18 protein-coding genes are annotated in these 17,730 nt (G+C 46.3%); 1 reads left to right on the top strand and 17 read right to left on the bottom strand.

What is annotated here, in order from left to right; translation table 11 throughout:
• Positions 1–350 precede the first annotated feature (350 nt).
• The 6 genes from HMPREF9453_RS09610 to HMPREF9453_RS09585 form a co-directional block, all read right to left on the bottom strand.
• Positions 351–1,556, bottom strand: coding sequence for a MobA/MobL family protein (locus HMPREF9453_RS09610; RefSeq protein ID WP_008860365.1), 1,206 nt, complete (start codon positions 1,554–1,556; stop codon positions 351–353).
• Between the two features lie 176 nt (positions 1,557–1,732).
• Positions 1,733–2,281 (bottom strand): hypothetical protein, encoded by a 549-nt coding sequence (locus tag HMPREF9453_RS09605; RefSeq protein WP_148363770.1) that lies wholly within the window; start codon positions 2,279–2,281, stop codon positions 1,733–1,735.
• Positions 2,268–2,966 carry a hypothetical protein gene (locus HMPREF9453_RS09600; protein WP_008860363.1) on the bottom strand — a complete coding sequence of 233 codons (699 nt, stop codon included), beginning with the start codon at positions 2,964–2,966 and terminating at the stop codon, positions 2,268–2,270. The genes HMPREF9453_RS09605 and HMPREF9453_RS09600 overlap by 14 nt, the downstream gene beginning before the upstream one ends.
• A 396-nt stretch (positions 2,967–3,362) precedes the next feature.
• A complete protein-coding gene (locus tag HMPREF9453_RS09595; RefSeq protein ID WP_008860362.1) occupies positions 3,363–3,914 on the bottom strand; it encodes a hypothetical protein in 552 nt (183 codons plus the stop codon).
• 131 nt (positions 3,915–4,045) lie between these two features.
• Positions 4,046–5,134: a site-specific integrase gene (locus HMPREF9453_RS09590; RefSeq protein WP_008860361.1), complete on the bottom strand. Its 1,089-nt coding sequence runs from the start codon at positions 5,132–5,134 to the stop codon at positions 4,046–4,048.
• 40 nt (positions 5,135–5,174) lie between these two features.
• Positions 5,175–5,366, bottom strand: a complete 192-nt coding sequence (locus tag HMPREF9453_RS09585; protein WP_008860360.1) for a hypothetical protein — start codon at positions 5,364–5,366, stop codon at positions 5,175–5,177.
• 404 nt (positions 5,367–5,770) lie between these two features.
• On the opposite strand from HMPREF9453_RS09585, the gene HMPREF9453_RS09580 reads away from it, so the two are divergent.
• Positions 5,771–6,382 carry a hypothetical protein gene (locus HMPREF9453_RS09580; protein ID WP_187368081.1) on the top strand — a complete coding sequence of 204 codons (612 nt, stop codon included), beginning with the start codon at positions 5,771–5,773 and terminating at the stop codon, positions 6,380–6,382.
• Positions 6,383–6,538: 156 nt separating this feature from the next.
• On the opposite strand, the gene rplL is transcribed toward HMPREF9453_RS09580, so the two are convergent.
• From rplL to HMPREF9453_RS09530, 11 genes are all read right to left on the bottom strand, one after another.
• Positions 6,539–6,910 carry a 50S ribosomal protein L7/L12 gene (rplL, locus tag HMPREF9453_RS09575; RefSeq protein ID WP_008860358.1) on the bottom strand — a complete coding sequence of 124 codons (372 nt, stop codon included), beginning with the start codon at positions 6,908–6,910 and terminating at the stop codon, positions 6,539–6,541.
• A 38-nt stretch (positions 6,911–6,948) separates the two neighbouring features.
• Complete coding sequence (rplJ, locus tag HMPREF9453_RS09570) at positions 6,949–7,497, bottom strand: 50S ribosomal protein L10 (RefSeq protein WP_008860357.1); 549 nt, start codon at positions 7,495–7,497, stop codon at positions 6,949–6,951.
• Between the two features lie 166 nt (positions 7,498–7,663).
• Positions 7,664–8,368: a 50S ribosomal protein L1 gene (gene rplA / locus HMPREF9453_RS09565; protein ID WP_008860356.1), complete on the bottom strand. Its 705-nt coding sequence runs from the start codon at positions 8,366–8,368 to the stop codon at positions 7,664–7,666.
• A gap of 53 nt (positions 8,369–8,421) precedes the next feature.
• Positions 8,422–8,847, bottom strand: a complete 426-nt coding sequence (rplK, locus tag HMPREF9453_RS09560) for a 50S ribosomal protein L11 (RefSeq protein ID WP_008860355.1) — start codon at positions 8,845–8,847, stop codon at positions 8,422–8,424.
• Between the two features lie 105 nt (positions 8,848–8,952).
• Positions 8,953–9,576 carry a transcription termination/antitermination protein NusG gene (gene nusG, locus HMPREF9453_RS09555; protein ID WP_008860354.1) on the bottom strand — a complete coding sequence of 208 codons (624 nt, stop codon included), beginning with the start codon at positions 9,574–9,576 and terminating at the stop codon, positions 8,953–8,955.
• 13 nt (positions 9,577–9,589) lie between these two features.
• Positions 9,590–9,829, bottom strand: coding sequence for a preprotein translocase subunit SecE (secE, locus tag HMPREF9453_RS09550; protein WP_008860353.1), 240 nt, complete (start codon positions 9,827–9,829; stop codon positions 9,590–9,592).
• Positions 9,830–9,858: 29 nt separating this feature from the next.
• Entirely contained in the window at positions 9,859–10,008 is a 150-nt protein-coding gene (gene rpmG, locus HMPREF9453_RS11300; RefSeq protein ID WP_008860352.1) for a 50S ribosomal protein L33, read from the bottom strand.
• Between the two features lie 1,034 nt (positions 10,009–11,042).
• On the bottom strand, positions 11,043–14,186 hold the full coding sequence (locus tag HMPREF9453_RS09545; protein ID WP_008860351.1) for an efflux RND transporter permease subunit: 3,144 nt from the start codon (positions 14,184–14,186) through the stop codon (positions 11,043–11,045).
• On the bottom strand, positions 14,183–15,205 hold the full coding sequence (locus HMPREF9453_RS09540; protein WP_232217353.1) for an efflux RND transporter periplasmic adaptor subunit: 1,023 nt from the start codon (positions 15,203–15,205) through the stop codon (positions 14,183–14,185). Before HMPREF9453_RS09540 ends, HMPREF9453_RS09545 begins: the two co-directional genes overlap by 4 nt.
• A gap of 38 nt (positions 15,206–15,243) precedes the next feature.
• The gene (locus tag HMPREF9453_RS09535; RefSeq protein WP_008860349.1) at positions 15,244–15,846 is read right to left on the bottom strand and encodes a TetR/AcrR family transcriptional regulator; all 603 of its coding nucleotides are present in this window, start codon (positions 15,844–15,846) and stop codon (positions 15,244–15,246) included.
• A gap of 840 nt (positions 15,847–16,686) precedes the next feature.
• On the bottom strand, positions 16,687–17,328 hold the full coding sequence (locus HMPREF9453_RS09530; protein WP_008860348.1) for a CpXC domain-containing protein: 642 nt from the start codon (positions 17,326–17,328) through the stop codon (positions 16,687–16,689).
• Positions 17,329–17,730 lie beyond the last annotated feature (402 nt).

Raw genomic sequence — 17,730 nt, 5'->3', positions numbered from 1 at the left:
GATTTACTTCTGGAGGTAAGTTTTTCAGAAGTCACCTGTGCAATTGGTTCCTTCGAACAGAAAGTTCTCTTTAGCCTTTTGGGCTCCTTCTCTCAGCATGCATCCGCAGGGTAAAAAATTTTCTCTCAGCAGAATCACATTTCTAAATTCACCACACAACTATATTGTATCGCCGATTAAATTCATAGTATACCCCTGTTCTTAATTCGTATAAATCATGTTGCCCGCTATGAATCATTGTAATAAAAACAGCCACACAGAAACTATGTGTTTCCATGTGACTGTTTAAGTTCCAACAAATAGAATAGCTATATTTTTAGCTCTTGAATCCAACCATTAACCATTACATACTACCTTTGACGCCCAATGGATTTCTGCTGGAATTTTCCCATTTCCTTTTGAAGGCTATTGGATGTCACTCTTTTTTCAAAAGGTATTTCCGGATGCTGTTCATAATAATGCTGGATTTCCTTTGTATACTGACTCAACAACTGCTCATAGTTTGAATATGTAAAAACTTTTTCCTTACCATCAGCAAACTGTAAAAAAACGCACCTCGGTCTGGTTCGAATATTAATGCCCCAGGAGATACGAGTTATTTTATTGTTATCGTCATTTTCAATCTGCATTGTTCTTTCTTCCTTCAATTGATCAGCAGTATTGTTATCTACCATCTTAGGAACTGCCATCCCGTTAGAACTTTGATTCAGATCTGCACCTACTGATTCATCATCATGTCTGGCCGCCCTATCAATCTGCTCTAGTTTCAATAACGTCTTTTCAGTTTCCAGCTGTTGAGCAGTCTCTTCAAACTCAGCATCCAACTTTTGGCACTCCTTCAAATACCCATCACTTAAATCAAGCAATTGATTATATTGCTTGATTCTCTCATTGCGTTCATAACGCGTTCCTTTCATGCCGGTGCGATTAAGTTTGATATAATCTTTATACCCCACCTTGATTTGGGGAAGTCGATTACTGCCCTGGTCTTTTAACGAACGGGAATCGACTCTCGCATTTTGTCCAGCCAACTCCAGTGCCTTATTGGTAGCTATCTCCCAACTTTTACGTTTATCAATCAGCCATGCCTTTCGATTGGATCCTGTAATCATCCTATCCTTTGAATATCCGGACCGTTGCTTACAATAGTGCTCAGCATCCGGTTCCGGTTTATTTCGGTCAATCTTACGCTCGCAAAAAAATATATGAACATGGGGGTTATTGTTTTTTTGATGAATGGCAGCCGAATACGCATGGTCTTTTAGATTATCGTCGCACCACTTCTTCGTATATAGAAGCTGCTGTTCATTGGTCAATTCATTCGGAAGCGCCAATTCAATCGTTCTTCCACGACTTTGCCCAGGCTTTTCATGAGTCTCTATAGTTTTCCAGAATTGCCTTGCACTTGAAGCCCAGGATGGCAAATTTCCCGACCATGAAGTTACCAATTCCTCAGCTTTCCTGCCGTTTGAATACTTCCCTTGTCGAGCAATGTAATCAAATTTCAAATCGGCATGGGCCTTCACTACTTTGAGGGAAAAGTGATAAATCGCCATTTTGATAGCCTCCAATAGATTGTCGTTTTTAACATATCATTCGATAGATGATTTCATTTTTGATGAATCAAACCCCCGGAGGGCGCGCGTGCAACTCGGAACGAGTTGCCTAAGCGCGCATTCCCAGCTTTTCTCTCTCCAGGTACATCTGTCTGGCAATGTCTATCTAACCAAAATCACTGGTTTTGAATCACCTGGAATCTTTGATCAGGATCCTCCACCACCTCAAGGTATTTCTGCCACAGCCATTTTCGATTTGTTGTATACTTCATTCCCGGTGATTTTGACAGCGGCTCTCCATTCGAATAATAGGCGGGAGCTATGTATTTCAAAAAAAAGTCTTGGAAAAAGCCATTTCCAACGTCATCTAAATCTGCGCCAAAACTATCTAGCACCATTTTCCCCACTTCCATCGTTAAAGGATTCAAGGCATATATCGCGCTGCCCGAATCCAGTTTGAAATTCGGATCCTCTTTTTTCATAATTCTTTCAATTTCCAATCCGCCTTCGATTAAACGTTGAAAATGCTGCCTCCTCCTTTCTTTATCCAGTTCTTTCTGTATTGCTTTTGCCTGCGCAACACTTCTATCCAACTTGTCTTGATAATCCTTTCGCTGCTCACCAATTTTGTCAATCTTCTTTTGCAGACGTCTGATATTCTCTGCATGACTCGCCATAATACATTTCACCTCGTCGCTAAATAAATCACTTTTATAACCGTTCATCAAATAGCTGTTCATCAAAATGGGGATATTTATTTGACCACCATTCCGGGAGATATGGAGCATATACGTTCCATTTTACAAGGTTATGTTGGTCTTCATCCAGATCATCCCTCTTACTTTTTATCAAATCGTCTAAAGAATTCACAGCTTCCAGCCACGCCTTGTTATGAACTCTTTCATTATCTGCCAAATAAGAAGTCATAGACTTCACTAAGACCCTAATCCACTTGACTTGGAAGCTAATCTTCATTTTCAAAGATTTGTACGCATGCATTTCTTCATCCCTTGCATTTTCAACGTTTTCCACAAATACATTGAGTACTTTTTCCATTAACTTAATGTTTTCTTTCTTTGAATTACCCAACTTATAGTTGTAATAAATGACGACTGCAGCAGGAGAATGATCATCTGCATATTTGCAACCTTTTCTTGTAATAGCCAACGGAGATATTACTATTGTTTCATTATCAAAATGCTGAAAAGCTTTTCCCCTGAGATATGTTTCAAGCGTCTCACGAGTGCCATGATTAATCTTAATATACTCCAAATGGCCATTTTTATTTCGGAAGAGGCTAAACATTTTAGTTTCTATCCAATCTCCATTCTGTTTAAATCTGGTCACATAAACATCCTGAAATGTAAACTCATATGAAAATTTTTTGATAAATTCTTCCAAATTCGACATAATAATCATCCTTTCCTTCAAATCGACATTCTATCTAGTGCCAAATATCCAAACGTAATTAAGTTAGTAAATAAATTAAAGTACTCGTTTATAGCTAAATATCCCGTATTGCTTGGTAAATATATATATGGCGGGGGAAAAATACATGTACACTTTTTTTGAGCTTGAATCGCAAAGATCTCGATAATATCGGAACTTTATCCTAATTCGAGCATTGAAAAAATACCAGTCTACAGATTTTCAATCACATGAGCAATACCAATATGATACATCTGCAGTAACTACCGAATAATACAGAAATTTTCACTATTTTCGTACCGGATAAAATTTACGTGTAACTAGGCTAGTAAATTTTACCCGGTACAGAAAAATATGCATTTCAATATTAAAGACTTCTTATTCATCTGTCTTCTGATAAATACTCCGGATAATCTTATCTTGTTCCGTAGTTTTCGCGCTGCTACCAATTACCTTTGCTGCTTTCAGTCGAGCAATATCATCGGCATTTATCGTTTGCCAGCGGCTAGACATCCGATATACACTTGCTATTTTAGGAGCTACTGTCTTTCCATCAACGACAATATCGAGAAATCCAAGAATAATTAATGTTTTGCGATCACTATAAAATGTTCGTTCATCATATTTGGGATACACCCCTCCCTTAACTGCTGTCTGAAATGTAATATATGTCGTATCATCCGTAACCTTATCATAATCACTCCATCTAGTAGTTGGAGTGATGGGCGATTCATTCTTTCTTAAAGCAGCGACCAGAGCTTTAAATCTCAATCTTTGCGCGAAGAAATAGAGATTCAATTGTTTCTTGGTCAATGCTTTACATGCATCACTGTCTAATAAACCATAAGAGACCTGAATCCACTGATCATTCGGTCTACGCGATTGCCATTTTTCAAGTCCTGGATTTTTTTTCTTTTTATTTCTGTACATAAAAAAGCCTCCTAAAATTTTTAATACAACATGAGGCCACATTCCTTGCATTACGCAGATTTTCATAGTAAGATATTAATAGATAGTGGAATATGACCATTGAAGAAAGAACCGTTGTCCCGGTTCTTTTTTCAATTGTTTTCATGTGCAGATTCATGAACTTTATCTAATAGTTTTGCAATTGACTGTTCCCTATTGGGATACAAGTGACTATAAACCCGCCATGTTATGTCGGGTGATCGATGACCACAGCGTTTTGAAATTTCAAGAATTGGAACACCTTGATCAATCAGGAATGCTACTGCGGAATGGCGAATTGAATGAACCCGAATAAGCTTCACTCCTGTCTTTTTACAAACAGACCTCATTTTACGCCAAAGACTATACTTTGAAATATTGAAAAACAATCTCGTTTTTTCATCCGGTAATCGTTTGATGTATCCTGCCAACATCCGAGTCAAAAACTCCGGAATACTAATATCTCGAATAGACTGCCTTGTTTTAGGGGGTTGAATAATGTCTTGCCCTTTTAACCGTACATAAGTTTTGGTAATATGAATTAGATGACTATTAAAATCAATGTCGTCTGGCACTAAAGCAAATGCTTCTCCAATACGCATGCCGGTATAATAGAGCAATTGGAATAAGACATAATACGATATATCATCCTTAGGATTCAGCCCCTTACAAAAGTCATTAAACTCATCAAGTGTCCAAAAACTCATTTCTTTCGAATTTCTAGTACCTACATGACCAGCAGACTTAACAGGGTTTCCGTGAAGGTTGTAAAACCGCATAAAGTAATTAAAGAGTGCTGAGGCTCTTGAGTTTAAAAGAGAAATATAGGCTGGTTTATAACCTTGGGTAAGCCAGTGATTCTGAAGCTGCAATCTAATTATCTGAGGTGTTACTTCAGTTATTTTATATGTTCCAATAAACGGTTCAATCTGCTTTCGCAACACTGCTTCGGCAGACACATAAGTAGTCAACTTAACTCGAAGGCAGAGATCTTCTAAATATCTCTGAATTCCTTCTGACACTGTCATCATACTTGCGGTAATAGCAAATTGCGACAATAAGTCAGCCTCCATTTTCTTGGCTTCGGTCATAGTCCGAGCAGTACCACGTTTGATTAAATATTTCCCTGGTGCTATTTTTCCGTGCACTTGAACTCGGTAAACTCTACCTTTATGCTTGGTGTTAGATTTGTAGATAGGCATTTGTATTCTCCTTTGCTATAATAAAATAGTAATGTAATTGTTAGGGGAGAACCTTAGATTCAAAATAAGCTCTATTCACACGTCCTCGAAGAACCAGTTTACCATGGGCTTTAAGATCTTTGTTCATCTCACGGATGATTGTATATGCCCTTGATACCGGAATATTCAAAATCGTTGCAACATCCTTTGCATTGAGCATTTCTACCTGTTTCCATTCTCTACAATCAATCATTTTGGTATCTCCTTTCTAATAGTAAACAAAATACTTAATATCAAAACGTTCAGCAATTCACATCTACTGGCATATTCTAACTTTTAATACCTTCCATACATCTACGAATTATCAAATAACTTCTTTGCAATAAATGTTTTTGTTTAGATAGTTTCAAAAAGCATGGTTTTTTAAAACTGTACGTTTCATGTCTTTATTTTATTCGCTTTGTGTTTTTTTTGCAAGTGTTTCTTTTGATATGTGAGGATTTTAATATGCCCGAATATTCATATGAATTCAGTGATTACAATTTTTCAAAGAAAATGTACTTACTCAGAAATTTCTATCAGCTCTCATTTCGTGAACTTAGTTCTTTATTGAATTATAAGAGTAAAGGAAACTTAACGTTTTTCGAAAAATTTCCAATGCAAAATAAACCATCATACCAAGCATTAATAAATCTTCAACAAGTGTTTGGAATATCTATTGATTGGATGCTTGGTTATAGCAAATTTCCTTATACAAATGAGACTATTCAATGCGCTGAAGCTCAACAGGCTGACCGCTTTATAATTAAAACGTCAACTTTTGATATGCCTGATGTATCCCCAAAGAACATCGTTCACTCATTCGATAGACCTGAGTATATAATTGATTCATTAAAAAGAACTGTATTTCCAAATATTGTAATCCAAAGAAAGCTTTGCTTAGCTGATCGATTTGTATTGTTATTTTTATTAAATTTCTTATCGTATTACATGATTAAATTTTATGTAGAGCACTATAACAGTAAAATTCTCCAACAATTAAATCACCTACTTCAAGTCGTAAATGGTGAAATCACTTTAAAGTCAGAAACGATTACAAGACACCCAGACTATTTACCAGCATTTTCGAAACTTGAGAATGCACTGTTTCCACAAAATGGCGAAGAGCAGGCAAATACGCTAAACCAGTCGGTTTTAGATGAAAGATGGGACTTTCTAAAATATCTTAACGATAACAATATAGAAGTACAAATTAATAACAGAAATTAAAAATGCAGGATAGTGAGTCTGTATACTTACTCATTATCCTGCATTTTTACTATTTTGATAAAATTCAAGACTAATAAAATTGATCGAATTTTTATCGAAAAAAAATGGAGCCCTCTTAAGAGCCCCATTTAATCTTGCTTTTTGGAATAGCCGCAATTATTTCAGTTCTACAGTTGCGCCAGCGTCTTCCAGTTTCTTCTTCATTTCTTCAGCTTCAGCTTTAGCTACGCCGGTTTTAACTTCTTTCGGAGCGCCATCAACGAGAGCTTTAGCGTCTTTCAGGCCAAGGCCGGTGATTTCACGAACGGCTTTGATAACCTGGATCTTCTTTTCGCCGATTTCTTTGAGAACTACGTCGAATTCGGTCTTTTCTTCAGCTGCTGCAGCTGCGCCAGCTGCCGGAGCTGCTGCTACTGCTACAGGAGCTGCAGCGGATACGCCGAATTTGTCTTCAATTGCTTTTACCAGTTCAGAGAGTTCGAGAACGGACATATTGCTAATGGCTTCAAGGATTTCTTCGTTTGTCATTTTTGTTTCCTCCATGGAATGATTTTTATGCGTATCGATTACGCAGATTCTTTCTGTTTACGCACAGCTTCGAGAGCATATGCGAGGTTCTGGATGTTGCCGTTGAGGGCACGGGCCAGTCCGGAAATAGGAGCCAGCAGGGTTGCTGCCACCATTCCGAGGAGCTGTTCTCTGCTTGGCAGATCTGCCAGTGCTTTGACAGCGTCCTTGTCGATGACTTTGCCATCGAGTACACCTGCTTTAACTGTGATTGCTTCGCTCTTGGTTTCCTTCAGGAATTCTTTCAGAGCTGCTGCCGGTGCTACGGGATCGTCCTTGCAGGTTGCAAGTCCGTTCGGACCCTGGAGCAGATCGTCAAGGCCTTCAAGACCAAGTTCGTCAGCTGCAATACGAGTCAGTGTGTTTTTAATAACTTTGTATTCAACGCCGTGAGCCAGGAATTTACGACGCAGCAGTGTTGCGTCTTTCACTGTCAGTTTGTTGAATGTGAGAAGAACAACGCCCTGGGAGGAGAGTCTGTCTTTCATTTCTGCAACAACAGCTTCCTTTTCGGGACGAATTCTTACTTCGTACTTTTCTTCGCTCATGAGTACACCTCCTCTGCTATTGGTTTATATTTATCACGTTAGCTAAAACGACCCCGCAGAGCCTGCGAGGTCGTGTACTGGCTTTCCAGTACTCAGCCTCGGGAGGCGGGCTTTGGCCCTTTAAAATGATTTACCGCCGGTCTTAAGCTAAGTGTAAATAGGCTTATTAAGCTTTTGGTGCTGCTACGCTGGAGATATCCAGATGGATACCAGGTCCCATGGTAGAGCTGATGGTCAGGCTCTTCATGTATACACCTTTCACAGAAGCAGGACGTGCTTTCTGAATGGTGTTGAAGATAGCCAGGAGGTTCTGTTTCAGTTTGTCTTCGTCAAAGGATGCTTTGCCGATGATAACCTGTACATTGCCTGCTTTGTCGGTACGGTACTGAACCTTGCCGCCTTTGATTTCGTTGACAGCTTTGGTAACATCCATGGTTACGGTGCCAACCTTCGGGTTTGGCATGAGGCCTTTCGGTCCGAGGATACGGCCCAGACGGCCAACTACAGCCATCATGTCCGGGGTAGCCACTACGACGTCAAAGTCCATCCAGCCCTGCATAATCTTATCGGCCAGTTCTTTTCCGCCTACGTAATCAGCGCCTGCTGCCTTGGCTTCGTCTTCCTTGTGGTCTTTGGCGAAAACCAGGACTTTCTTGGTTTTGCCGGTGCCTGCGGGGAGTACGGTAGCGCCGCGGAGCTGCTGATCAGCGTATTTCGGGTTGATATTGAGATTGAAAGCAGCTTCGATGGTTTCATCGAATTTTGCGGATGCTGCTTCTTTGACCAGCTTTACAGCTTCGTCGAGGTCATAGAACTTATGACTGTCAACGATGGCTGCAGCTGCCTTCTGTTTCTTTGTCAGTTTTGCCATTGTTTCCTCCTATGTGGTCATTGGGGATTTACCCTGCCACGAACGGGTCAGTCTTAGTCTACTACTTCGATGCCCATGGAACGGGCTGTGCCTTCAACGAGACGCATTGCTGCTTCTACGTCGTTAGCGTTCAGGTCAGGCATCTTTGTTTCAGCGATTTCCTTGACCTGGGCTTTGGTGACCTTGCCAGCTTTTTTCTTGTTCGGTTCACCGGAAGCTTTTTCAATACCTGCAGCCTTCTTCAGAAGAACAGCTGCCGGCGGAGTCTTACAAATGAATGTAAAGCTCCTATCTTCATAAACGGTAATTTCTACAGGGATAATCAGGCCTACCTGCTTAGCAGTGCGATCGTTGAAGTCTTTAACGAAGGCCATGATGTTAACGCCTGCCTGGCCGAGGGCCGGGCCTACTGGCGGTGCCGGGGTAGCTTTGCCTGCAGCAACCTGCAGTTTTACAACTTTAGAAACTTTCTTTGCCATAATGTTACACCTCCTATCCGTATTGGGAATGTGGTAATTTCGGGCTGTAACGGGCCCTCCCACAGTGAGACGAGCCTAGTTCAAGACAGTCTCACAAGAGTATATTTAAGGAAGAGGTTCAAAAGAACCGGCTTCCAGCTCTATCGTAGTAGTGGTACCGAAGTTGCTGATGTCAGCCTTGATTTTGGTCTTGTCATCGGAAACTTCCAGAACCACGGCGGTCCGATCTTCGAACACGCCTTTTGTTATGCGAATCCGGTCACCCGGTTTTACATTGATTTCATTCTTTGCTGCTTTGGTGCCGCCATGAATGATTTTTTCAGCTTCTTCATCGGAAAGAGGAATCGGCTTGGTGGTGGTTCCTACGAAACCGGTAACACCGGGCGTATTTCTGACCACGTACCAGCTCCTGTCATTCACTTCCATCCGGATGAGGAGATAGCCGGGGAATACTTTACGGGAGACAAGTTTTACCTTCCCGTCTTTTTCTTCTTCCTCTTCTTCCAGTGGGAGCAGAATTTCACGGATGGTATCGTCCATTCCCATGGAATGAACTTTCCTTGTCAGCGTATCTTTGACCTTGTTTTCATATCCGGAATAGGTATGAATGACATACCAGCGGATATCTTTCTTGGCCCCTTCAGTAGGTTCGCCAATTTCGGTCGGAGCACTGACTTCAGCCTGATTTTCTGCTTTTACATTCTTGTTTTCAACTTCCATATCCGACATAGTCTCTCTCCTTTCAGCCCACAGCGTGTACTAACAATTTGGAGAGGCCACTGAATACGAAGTCTACTGCAACGATCAGGAATGAAACCAAAATCACGGACACGATGACGGCAATGGTGTACTGGACCATCTGGCGCTTTTCAGGCCAGATGACCTTTTTCATTTCCATCTTGGTTTCCTTGAAAAACCTGGTCCATGAAGCATTAGCTTCCTGTGCTTTCGCTGCCTGTGTCTTACGCTTCGCCTTGGCCATGCTCACACCCCAGTTTCAATCACTCAAAATTATTTGGTTTCTTTATGCAGAGTGTGTTTGTGGCACCATTTGCAATACTTCATCATTTCGATACGTTCGGTCGTATTCTTTTTATTCTTGTTTGTACGATAATTGCGGCGCTTGCATTCTGTGCATGCAAGAGTAATTCCTTCACGCATTCTTTACACCTCACTCAATCTTTCTCGGCCCGCGGCCAATTAACATGCTTGATTAGTATATCACAAGCACAATGCACAAGTCAACAGAAATTTGCAAACCTGGCATTTAAAAAAGCCGGGCCATCCCAGCAGGACTATTGTAGCATAGGGCGGAAGACTTTGCAAATATTTTTTACAGATTATTTTCATGGCAGTAACCGGCCTTTTATCTTTTTTTGTATACTTGATTTTAAAAGTTCATTCCATGAATGAACTTTCAAAACCGTCATTTTGACTGCCTTTTTTATTGTATTCCCCTGCGGGCAATGAGTTTATAGAGCTATCCTCACTGCTCTGCGGAACTCCATTCCGGTGGGATACGAAGGGTTCAAAAGGTTCAGAGGGTTCAGAGGGGTAGGTTGACGGGCTTCCAGCCCGAGGGTTGTGGCCGCCTGTCGGCGGCGGGTTGTGGAAAAGGGTTGAGGAAAAGGGTTCTTAAGATGGACCGGCCTAACGGCCGGAGGGTTCGTAAGTTTGACGGCCCTTCGGGCCGAGGGTTGTGGTATCGCCCCTTGGGCGATGAGTATAAAGTCGGCGTTACGGGATTAGCTTTCTGCGTCATATAGCATAGCAAGCATTCTGGTGATTAGCCGCTACGCGGCTCCCCCTTATCCGGCTACGCCGGACTTTCCCCCATCCGGGGGACAGAATAAACTGCTCTATGTTTTCCTGCAGAGACATGGCTCCATAGCTAAGTACCCATAGTCCCACCACGAAGCGGGGGCAAGGTGGTGGCGCCAGCCACCAAAGGGGGAATCTCCCTCGCCCGCCAGGGCGGTTGTCAAGGTTTTATTATAAGAGGGCGCCATCTATAAATTAGAGGCGCCTACCATAACCCTCGCGCCGGAGGCGCGTCAAACCTAAGAACCTTCGGGGCGATAGCCCCGTCAAACTTTAGAACCCTCACGCCCGACAGGGCGTGTCCTTTTGAACCCTCAAGCCCCCAAAGGGCCTGCCCATCAAAAAAATCCACCCCTTTCGGGATGGATTCTTTTTTATTTCTTTGCCTTTTTCCGGGTTTCTTTATCTTTCTCTTTCTCCGCTTTCCTTTCTCTCTTTTCTTCGGCCCGTTCTTCAAATTCTTCCACTATATCTTCCGGTTCTTTCACTTTATACCAGAAGGAGTAGAGGGCGGGGACGAAGAGAAGGCCCAGGGGGGTGGCCACGGAGAGGCCGCCTATGAAGGCTGCGGACATGGGGCTCCAGAAGGGGTTCGGGAGCAGGGGAATCATGCCCAGTACTTCAGCAAAGGAGGTCAGCATGATGGGGCGGAAACGGAGGACCGCCGATTCTACCACTGCGTGATAGGGAGTCATGCCGTCTTCCAGGTGCTGACGGATCTGGTCCAGCAGGATGATGCTGTTTCGCACCACCATGCCCCCGATGGCCAGCATGCCGATGATAGCTACGAAGCCCATGGGCTTCTGGGTGACCACCAGGGTGAGGATGCAGCCGATCATGCCCAGGGGAGCGGAGATGGCGGCAATAATCATAAGGCGCAGGTCTTTCAGCTCGAACATGAGGATCATGAGGATGATGAATATCATAATCGGCACGGTAGCCATGATCTGTCCCATGGAAATGTCGCTTCGTTCCAGGGTGCCGCCTTTTTCAAGGGTGTACCCTTCGGGCAGGTTATTTCTGAAATCTTTCAGTGTCTTGTCATAGACAGAGGAGGCCACGGTATCTGAGGTAGCATCACCGGTAATATCACTGCGGAGGGTGATGCAGGGTTCAATATTTCTGCGCCAGATGGTGCTTGTTTCGTTCTGGTAGGAAATATCGGCGAATTCACCCAGCGGCACGTAGCGCCCGTTTCCTACATATACCGGCAGGGAGGAAAGGCTTCCCAAACGGGCGGCGTTATCCCCTTCCAGGCGGAAGGAAATGGGCACCAGCTGGTCGCCCTGGTAGGATTCAGCCACTTTGTAACCCGACAGTTTCACATAGAGGTCCTGGGAAACGGCATAGTTGTCGATGCCCAGTTCCCGTACTTTGTCCTGGTTGATTTTCAGATGAACCGTAGGTGTCTGCTGCGGCCAGTCCAGGGACGCATTGGTGACGTGGGGGTTCTGCTTCATCAGGGCCAGTGCCTCTTCTGCCAGGGCTGCCGTCTTTCCGGCGTCAGGCCCCCGGAGTCGGAGCATTACCGGATATTCTTCCAGCGGCCCGGTCTGGATGAAGCGGGTATGGGCCCGCACTTCCGGATATCTGTCGGCCAAGAATTTCTGCACATCTTTCTGGAGGCTGTCCCTGGAGGTGGTATCTTTGGCTACGATAATCATCTGCCCATGGTCGTCTTCTGCTGCCTGGGGGCTGAAAAGAAGGATGAAACGGGGCGCTGTATCTCCGATGTAGGTGGAGAAGGAGGACACCCGTTTGTCACCGTACAGGCTGTCTGCCACGGCGCTCATCACTTTCTTTGTGTCTTTAATGGAGGCACCGGAAGGCAGGTTCACGTCCAGAATGATTTCCGGACGAACGGAAGGCGGGAAGAATTCCCGATTCACCAGGGGCAGTGTGAGGAGAGAGAAGATGAAAAGGCCTTCCACGCCCACAATGGCCGTTTTTCTGTAATGAATGAAACATTTCACCGCTTTGCGGAAGGCACTGTAAGCCTTTTCCTGCACTTTCACCTTGATGGGATTCGGTTTTCCCAGTTTAATGAACTGGTATCCCAAAACAGGACTGACAAAAATGGAAGCAATCCAGGAAAGTACCAGGGTGGAACTGATGACCCAGAAAAGGGAATTGGTATATTCTGTCACCTGCCCCACGGCCAGGCCCACGGGAATGAAGCCGGCTGCGGTAATCAGGGTGCCTGCCAGCATGGGGGCGGCACAGGCCTTGTAGGCGCCTTCGGCTGACTCCATGCGGCTGCATCCATGCTCCAGTTTCACCTGCATCATTTCAATCACGATGATGGCATCATCCACAAGAAGGCCCAGGGACACGATGAGGGAGCCCAGAGACACGATATGAAGGTCAATGCCCCGCCATTTCATGAAGAGGAAAGAGGCGCACACCACCACCGGCACGCACATGGCCAGTACCATGCCGCTCCGAAGGCCCAGGGACAGGAAGCTCACCGCCATTACGATGATGAGGGCTTCAATCAGGGCTTCCGTAAATTCGGCAATGGAATTGTTGACTACCTTCGGCTGGTCAGCCACTAGGCTCACTTCCATGCCTGCCGGAAGGTCCCCTTTCATTCTGTTTACGGCAGCCTCCAGGTTCTTGCCCAGGGTCAGGTTATTGCCGCCGTCAGCCATGGCCACGGCAATGCCGATGGCCGGTTTGCCGTTGAAATACATGAGGGACGTTTCCGGGTCCGTATAGGTCTGGGTCACTTTGGCCACATCGCCTAGATGGAAACTGCGCTCACCCACATGGATGGGAATATTTTCCAGAGCTGCCGTAGTCCCCAGAAGACCTTCCACCCGGATAGCCACATTTCGTGTATCCGTATGGATGGTACCGGCAGGCATCATGGCGGACTGCTGCTGCAGCACCTTGTAAATATCAGAAGGATTCAGTCCGAAAGAGGCCAGCTTGTTCTGGTCCATTTCCACATAAATCATCTGCTCCTGTACGCCCAGGAGCTTCACCTGCTGCACGTCCGGCACCAGCACCAGCTGCCGGCGGATATTTTCCGCATACCTGCGCTTTTCCTCATAGCTGTAATCATCGCCGGTCAAAGCGTAAATAGAGCCGTACACATCATCGAAGCGGTCGTTAATCACCGGCCCTATAACGCCGGCAGGCATATCGCCCCACACATCGGTTATGGCGTTTCGCACATCGTGCCAGCGCTGCTTCACTTCCGATGCAGGCACTTCATCCTTCAAGTCCACATAAATAACCGTCTTCCCGTCATGGGTGAAGGACTTGATATAGTCCAGGCCCTTGGTGTCCTGGAGCTTCTGCTCCAGGGGATAGGTGACCTGGTCTGTAATCTGCTCTGCCGTAGCCCCCGGCCAGGCAGCGGCCACCACCATTTCACGGATTGTGAAATTCGGATCTTCACTGCGTCCCAGCCGGAAATAGGAAAATACACCGCCAATGATAATGGAAATGATGAAGAAATAAATAATCTGTCTATGGCGGATGGCCCATTCCGCCAGATTCAGCCTTTTCATGTCCTCACCTCTTCACCTTCCGACAGCTTGGAAGCGCCGGCGGAAACGATACGGTCTCCCCGGGAAAGGCCGCCGGTAATTTCCACGGTATCATCCCCATACCGCCCCACCGTTACCGGCACCAGATGGACTTTGCCGTCCTTTACGATCCACACGGACGGATTCTCTTTCTGGGAAGCCATGGCCGACAGCGGTATCATGAATCCCTGACTGTCCTTCTGACTGCCGAATTTCACTTCTGCCGTCATGCCTACAGCCACGGTGTCCGGCGGATCCACCAGGGTCACCTTGGCATCGTAGGTGCCGGTCTGGGAATTGGGAGCGGCTGCCACATCACGCACCGTCCCTTCTACCGTCACACCGGGCAGGGCCCAGAAGGTCACGGTAGCCGGCGTACCTACACCATAGGAGCGGTACTGCTTTTCTGTCAGGGAAATATGCACATCCAGTCTGGAATCATCAATAATGGTCACCACCGGCGTACCGGCAGCCACCACCTGCCCCACCTCATAGAGAGTAGAACCGATGACTCCGTCCCGGTCTGCCGTGAGCAGGGTAAAGCCCAGATTATTCTCTGCCCGGGAAAGGGTGGCCTCCGAAGAATCCAGCTCCGCCTGGGCCAGCTGGGCCTGGTTCCTCACCTGATCCATATTCAGATCGGAAATGGCATTGGCAGCGTGAAGCTTTTCATAGCGAGCCAGCGTAGAATAGGCCAGGTCCGCCTTGGCCCGGGACGCAATGACCGCACTTTGGGCGGAAGCCACCTGCTCTTCGGCATCCTTGGAATCCACCTTCATCAGCGCTTCACCGGCGCTCACCCGCTGGCCCTGGTCCACATACCGGGCCATAATGCGTCCTCCTGTCTGGAAAGCCAGAGGAGATTCGAAATACCCATGCACCGTACCGGAGAAACTTGTCTTTTCCCCTTTGGCTGCTTCTCCTGCCACCACCGTCTTCACCAGCGGCGCTTCCGTAGATACGGCGGCTTCTTTACCGCAGCCAGCCATGAAAAATGCCATACCCGCTGCCGCGAGGCACACCCATTTCTTCCAGTTCCTCATCTCGACTTCTCCCCCTCTTTCGCAGGTGCTGCCGGACTTTGTCCATGCTCCTGCTTTTCCAAACCCTTCAGCATAATATCTTCCAGAATCTCCAGCACATCTTTGCCGGTCATATTCATTTCACGAAGGAAGGCAGGATCCGTGAGACCCTGGGCCGCGTAGAATACACACTGCCGTACCACCGGAAGATTCACCTTCCGGTACTCCCCTTTATCCACGCCTTCCTTCAGAAGTGCCACCATATCATCAAACTTCGACTCCCGGTAGCTCTCCCATTCCTTCCAGATATCCTCATACCTGGATTCCAGATCCTCATTCACCGCATCCGGCAGGTACCAGAAGGTATCAAAGAAAAGGCCGCAGAATGCCATGAGCCGTCGGTTCACCGGCCCCTCTCCATGAAGCAGAGTCTCCGCTTTCCGGTCAAACCGTTCCATGGCCCAGTGCATCACCAGACGCACCAGATCCTCCTTGGACTCCACCATCTTATAAATGGAACTTTTGCTGACATGGAGTTTCCTTGCCAGATCATCCATGGTAAACTTCAGCGATCGCGATTTCATTTCTTCCAGCGTCGCCTGCACAAGCCTGTCTTTCATTTTTCCTCCCAGTACTGATTTGGTTTTTTTAGTACTGTAGCTATTATAGGGGATACCGGCAGGGGATGTCAATCACGGGACGCGCCTCTGGCGCGAGGGTTGACGGGGCTTCGCCCCGAGGGTTGTGGCCGCCTGTCGGCGGCGGGTTGTGTAGAAGGGTTGCGGAAAAAGGTTCTTAGGATTGATGGGCCCTTTCGGGCCCAAGGGTTCTTAAGTTTGACGGCCCTTCGGGCCGAGGGTTGTGGTATCGCCCTATCGGGCGATGAGTATAAAGCCAGCGTTACGGGATTTACTTTCTGTGTCATATGGCATGAAAAACATTCTGCGGATTGGCTCGCTGCGCTCGCCTCCCCCTATCCGGCTGCGCCGGACTTCTCCACGGGAAAGCGTGTCACACGATTCTCAGGTCGCTTCGCTTCCTTACGAATCGTGTTCCCTTGCCACCCCTATTCAGGGGGCAGAATAAAACACCGCGAGACAATCTTCTCATAAATCCTCCGCTCGAGATGACGGTGGCGACGGGCACCCCTATCGTCATTTCGACCGAAGCGAAGCGGAGTGGAGAAATCTCACTCCACCATGGTTCATGAAGCATTGGGGCAGGAGATCTCTCGACTCAGAGCTTCATATTGCCTAAAGTCTTTACCACCCATACCGGCACGCAGCCCCGCTCGAGATGACGATGTCGGATGACGCCTTTGGACACGCCTTCGGCGGCTTTGCACTCCCTTTCCGGTCATCCTGCAGGCATTTTCCCCCTGCACACAGAAATTGCCACGCAAAAAGGCTGTGAAAAAATGGGAATCATTTCTTCACAGCCTCTTTTTATTTTTCCCTGTTTTATCCCAGACGGGCTACAATGGTTTTGGCCCAATTTCTGTCGATAATGAGATCATCTCTGGAAATGGCATCGATACGGGAAAGGGCCGCTTCTTTGATGGCATTGTAAAGAGCCTTGTCAAATTCCATGGACGCCACCATGTGACCTTCTTTCCGGAAAAGGAATCCATTCTCCCCGTCTTCGTTGGTGGCAAAGTAGATTTCATCAATGTGCTTATCCTTGTACCGTTCCTCCACATTGTCCCAAATGGAAGACTTAATGATTTCCACAATCCGGTCATCCAGCCCTGCATCGAAAATCAGGAGTTTTTCCTTGAAATCGTTATAGGAAAGGACGATGCGCTTCCGGTACCCGTCAAACGCATTACCTCTCTGCTTCAGAATCTTTTCCATATCCCCATAGGAAGAACCGTCGGCATCCACAAAAATAAGGATTTTGTCCTCCTGCTGGTGATAAAGGAAATTGTAATTCAAAAGAGCCGTGGCACCGCAGTCGGGGCAGCGGTAGCGGAAAGCTTCGTCGTTCCTGACCTTCTCTTTCATTTCCGGAAATTCAAGGGTATTGATACTGTCCCAAACCTGAAAGGAATGTTTCTTCCCGCACTTGGGGCAGGTGATTTCCTGCATTGCACTCTGTGACATGACAGCCTCCTAATCAACTGATTTGATTTTTATTATAGCACACCTTCGGTGTGAGGGTTGACGGGGCTTTGCCCCGAGGGTTCGTAAGGTTCTTAGGGTTGACGGCCTTTCAGGCCGAGGGTTGTGGTGGCGGCTCCGCCGCAAGTTATAAAAAAGGGGCGCGGCTGGCGCCGCAGGTTGTGTAGAAGGGTTGTGGTTCGCTTCGCTCAGGGGGCAGGGAAAGAGGTTCTTAGGATTGACCGGCCTTTGGCCAGAAGGTTCTTAAGTTTGACGGCCCTTCGGGCCGAGGGTTGCGGATTGCCCTGCGGGCAATGCTTATAAAGTCAGCGTTACGGGATTGTCGTTATGGGTCATATAGCTTGATACGCATTCTGCTGACTGGCTCGCTGCGCTCGCCCCCCT

Origin of the sequence: Dialister succinatiphilus YIT 11850, assembly GCF_000242435.1 — a bacterium.
In the GTDB taxonomy this organism is placed as follows: Bacteria; Bacillota; Negativicutes; order Veillonellales; family Dialisteraceae; genus Dialister; species Dialister succinatiphilus.
Note: the sequence above shows the minus strand (reverse complement) of the source record. Positions and strands in the feature narration are given on the sequence as shown.

Bases quoted from the DNA above. Each gene is read 5' to 3' on its own strand.
- HMPREF9453_RS09580 (WP_187368081.1), top strand. From the start codon at position 5,771: ATGCAAAATAAACCATCATACCAAGCATTAATAAATCTTCAACAAGTG.
- nusG (WP_008860354.1), bottom strand. From the start codon at position 9,576: ATGTCGGATATGGAAGTTGAAAACAAGAATGTAAAAGCAGAAAATCAG.
- HMPREF9453_RS09535 (WP_008860349.1), bottom strand. From the start codon at position 15,846: ATGAAAGACAGGCTTGTGCAGGCGACGCTGGAAGAAATGAAATCGCGA.
- secE (WP_008860353.1), bottom strand. From the start codon at position 9,829: ATGGCCAAGGCGAAGCGTAAGACACAGGCAGCGAAAGCACAGGAAGCT.
- HMPREF9453_RS09585 (WP_008860360.1), bottom strand. From the start codon at position 5,366: ATGATTGATTGTAGAGAATGGAAACAGGTAGAAATGCTCAATGCAAAG.
- HMPREF9453_RS09605 (WP_148363770.1), bottom strand. From the start codon at position 2,281: ATGAACGGTTATAAAAGTGATTTATTTAGCGACGAGGTGAAATGTATT.
- HMPREF9453_RS09590 (WP_008860361.1), bottom strand. From the start codon at position 5,134: ATGCCTATCTACAAATCTAACACCAAGCATAAAGGTAGAGTTTACCGA.
- HMPREF9453_RS09540 (WP_232217353.1), bottom strand. From the start codon at position 15,205: ATGGCATTTTTCATGGCTGGCTGCGGTAAAGAAGCCGCCGTATCTACG.
- rpmG (WP_008860352.1), bottom strand. From the start codon at position 10,008: ATGCGTGAAGGAATTACTCTTGCATGCACAGAATGCAAGCGCCGCAAT.
- rplK (WP_008860355.1), bottom strand. From the start codon at position 8,847: ATGGCAAAGAAAGTTTCTAAAGTTGTAAAACTGCAGGTTGCTGCAGGC.
- HMPREF9453_RS09530 (WP_008860348.1), bottom strand. From the start codon at position 17,328: ATGTCACAGAGTGCAATGCAGGAAATCACCTGCCCCAAGTGCGGGAAG.
- rplL (WP_008860358.1), bottom strand. From the start codon at position 6,910: ATGACAAACGAAGAAATCCTTGAAGCCATTAGCAATATGTCCGTTCTC.
- HMPREF9453_RS09600 (WP_008860363.1), bottom strand. From the start codon at position 2,966: ATGTCGAATTTGGAAGAATTTATCAAAAAATTTTCATATGAGTTTACA.
- HMPREF9453_RS09595 (WP_008860362.1), bottom strand. From the start codon at position 3,914: ATGTACAGAAATAAAAAGAAAAAAAATCCAGGACTTGAAAAATGGCAA.
- rplJ (WP_008860357.1), bottom strand. From the start codon at position 7,497: ATGAGCGAAGAAAAGTACGAAGTAAGAATTCGTCCCGAAAAGGAAGCT.
- HMPREF9453_RS09610 (WP_008860365.1), bottom strand. From the start codon at position 1,556: ATGGCGATTTATCACTTTTCCCTCAAAGTAGTGAAGGCCCATGCCGAT.
- rplA (WP_008860356.1), bottom strand. From the start codon at position 8,368: ATGGCAAAACTGACAAAGAAACAGAAGGCAGCTGCAGCCATCGTTGAC.
- HMPREF9453_RS09545 (WP_008860351.1), bottom strand. From the start codon at position 14,186: ATGAAAAGGCTGAATCTGGCGGAATGGGCCATCCGCCATAGACAGATT.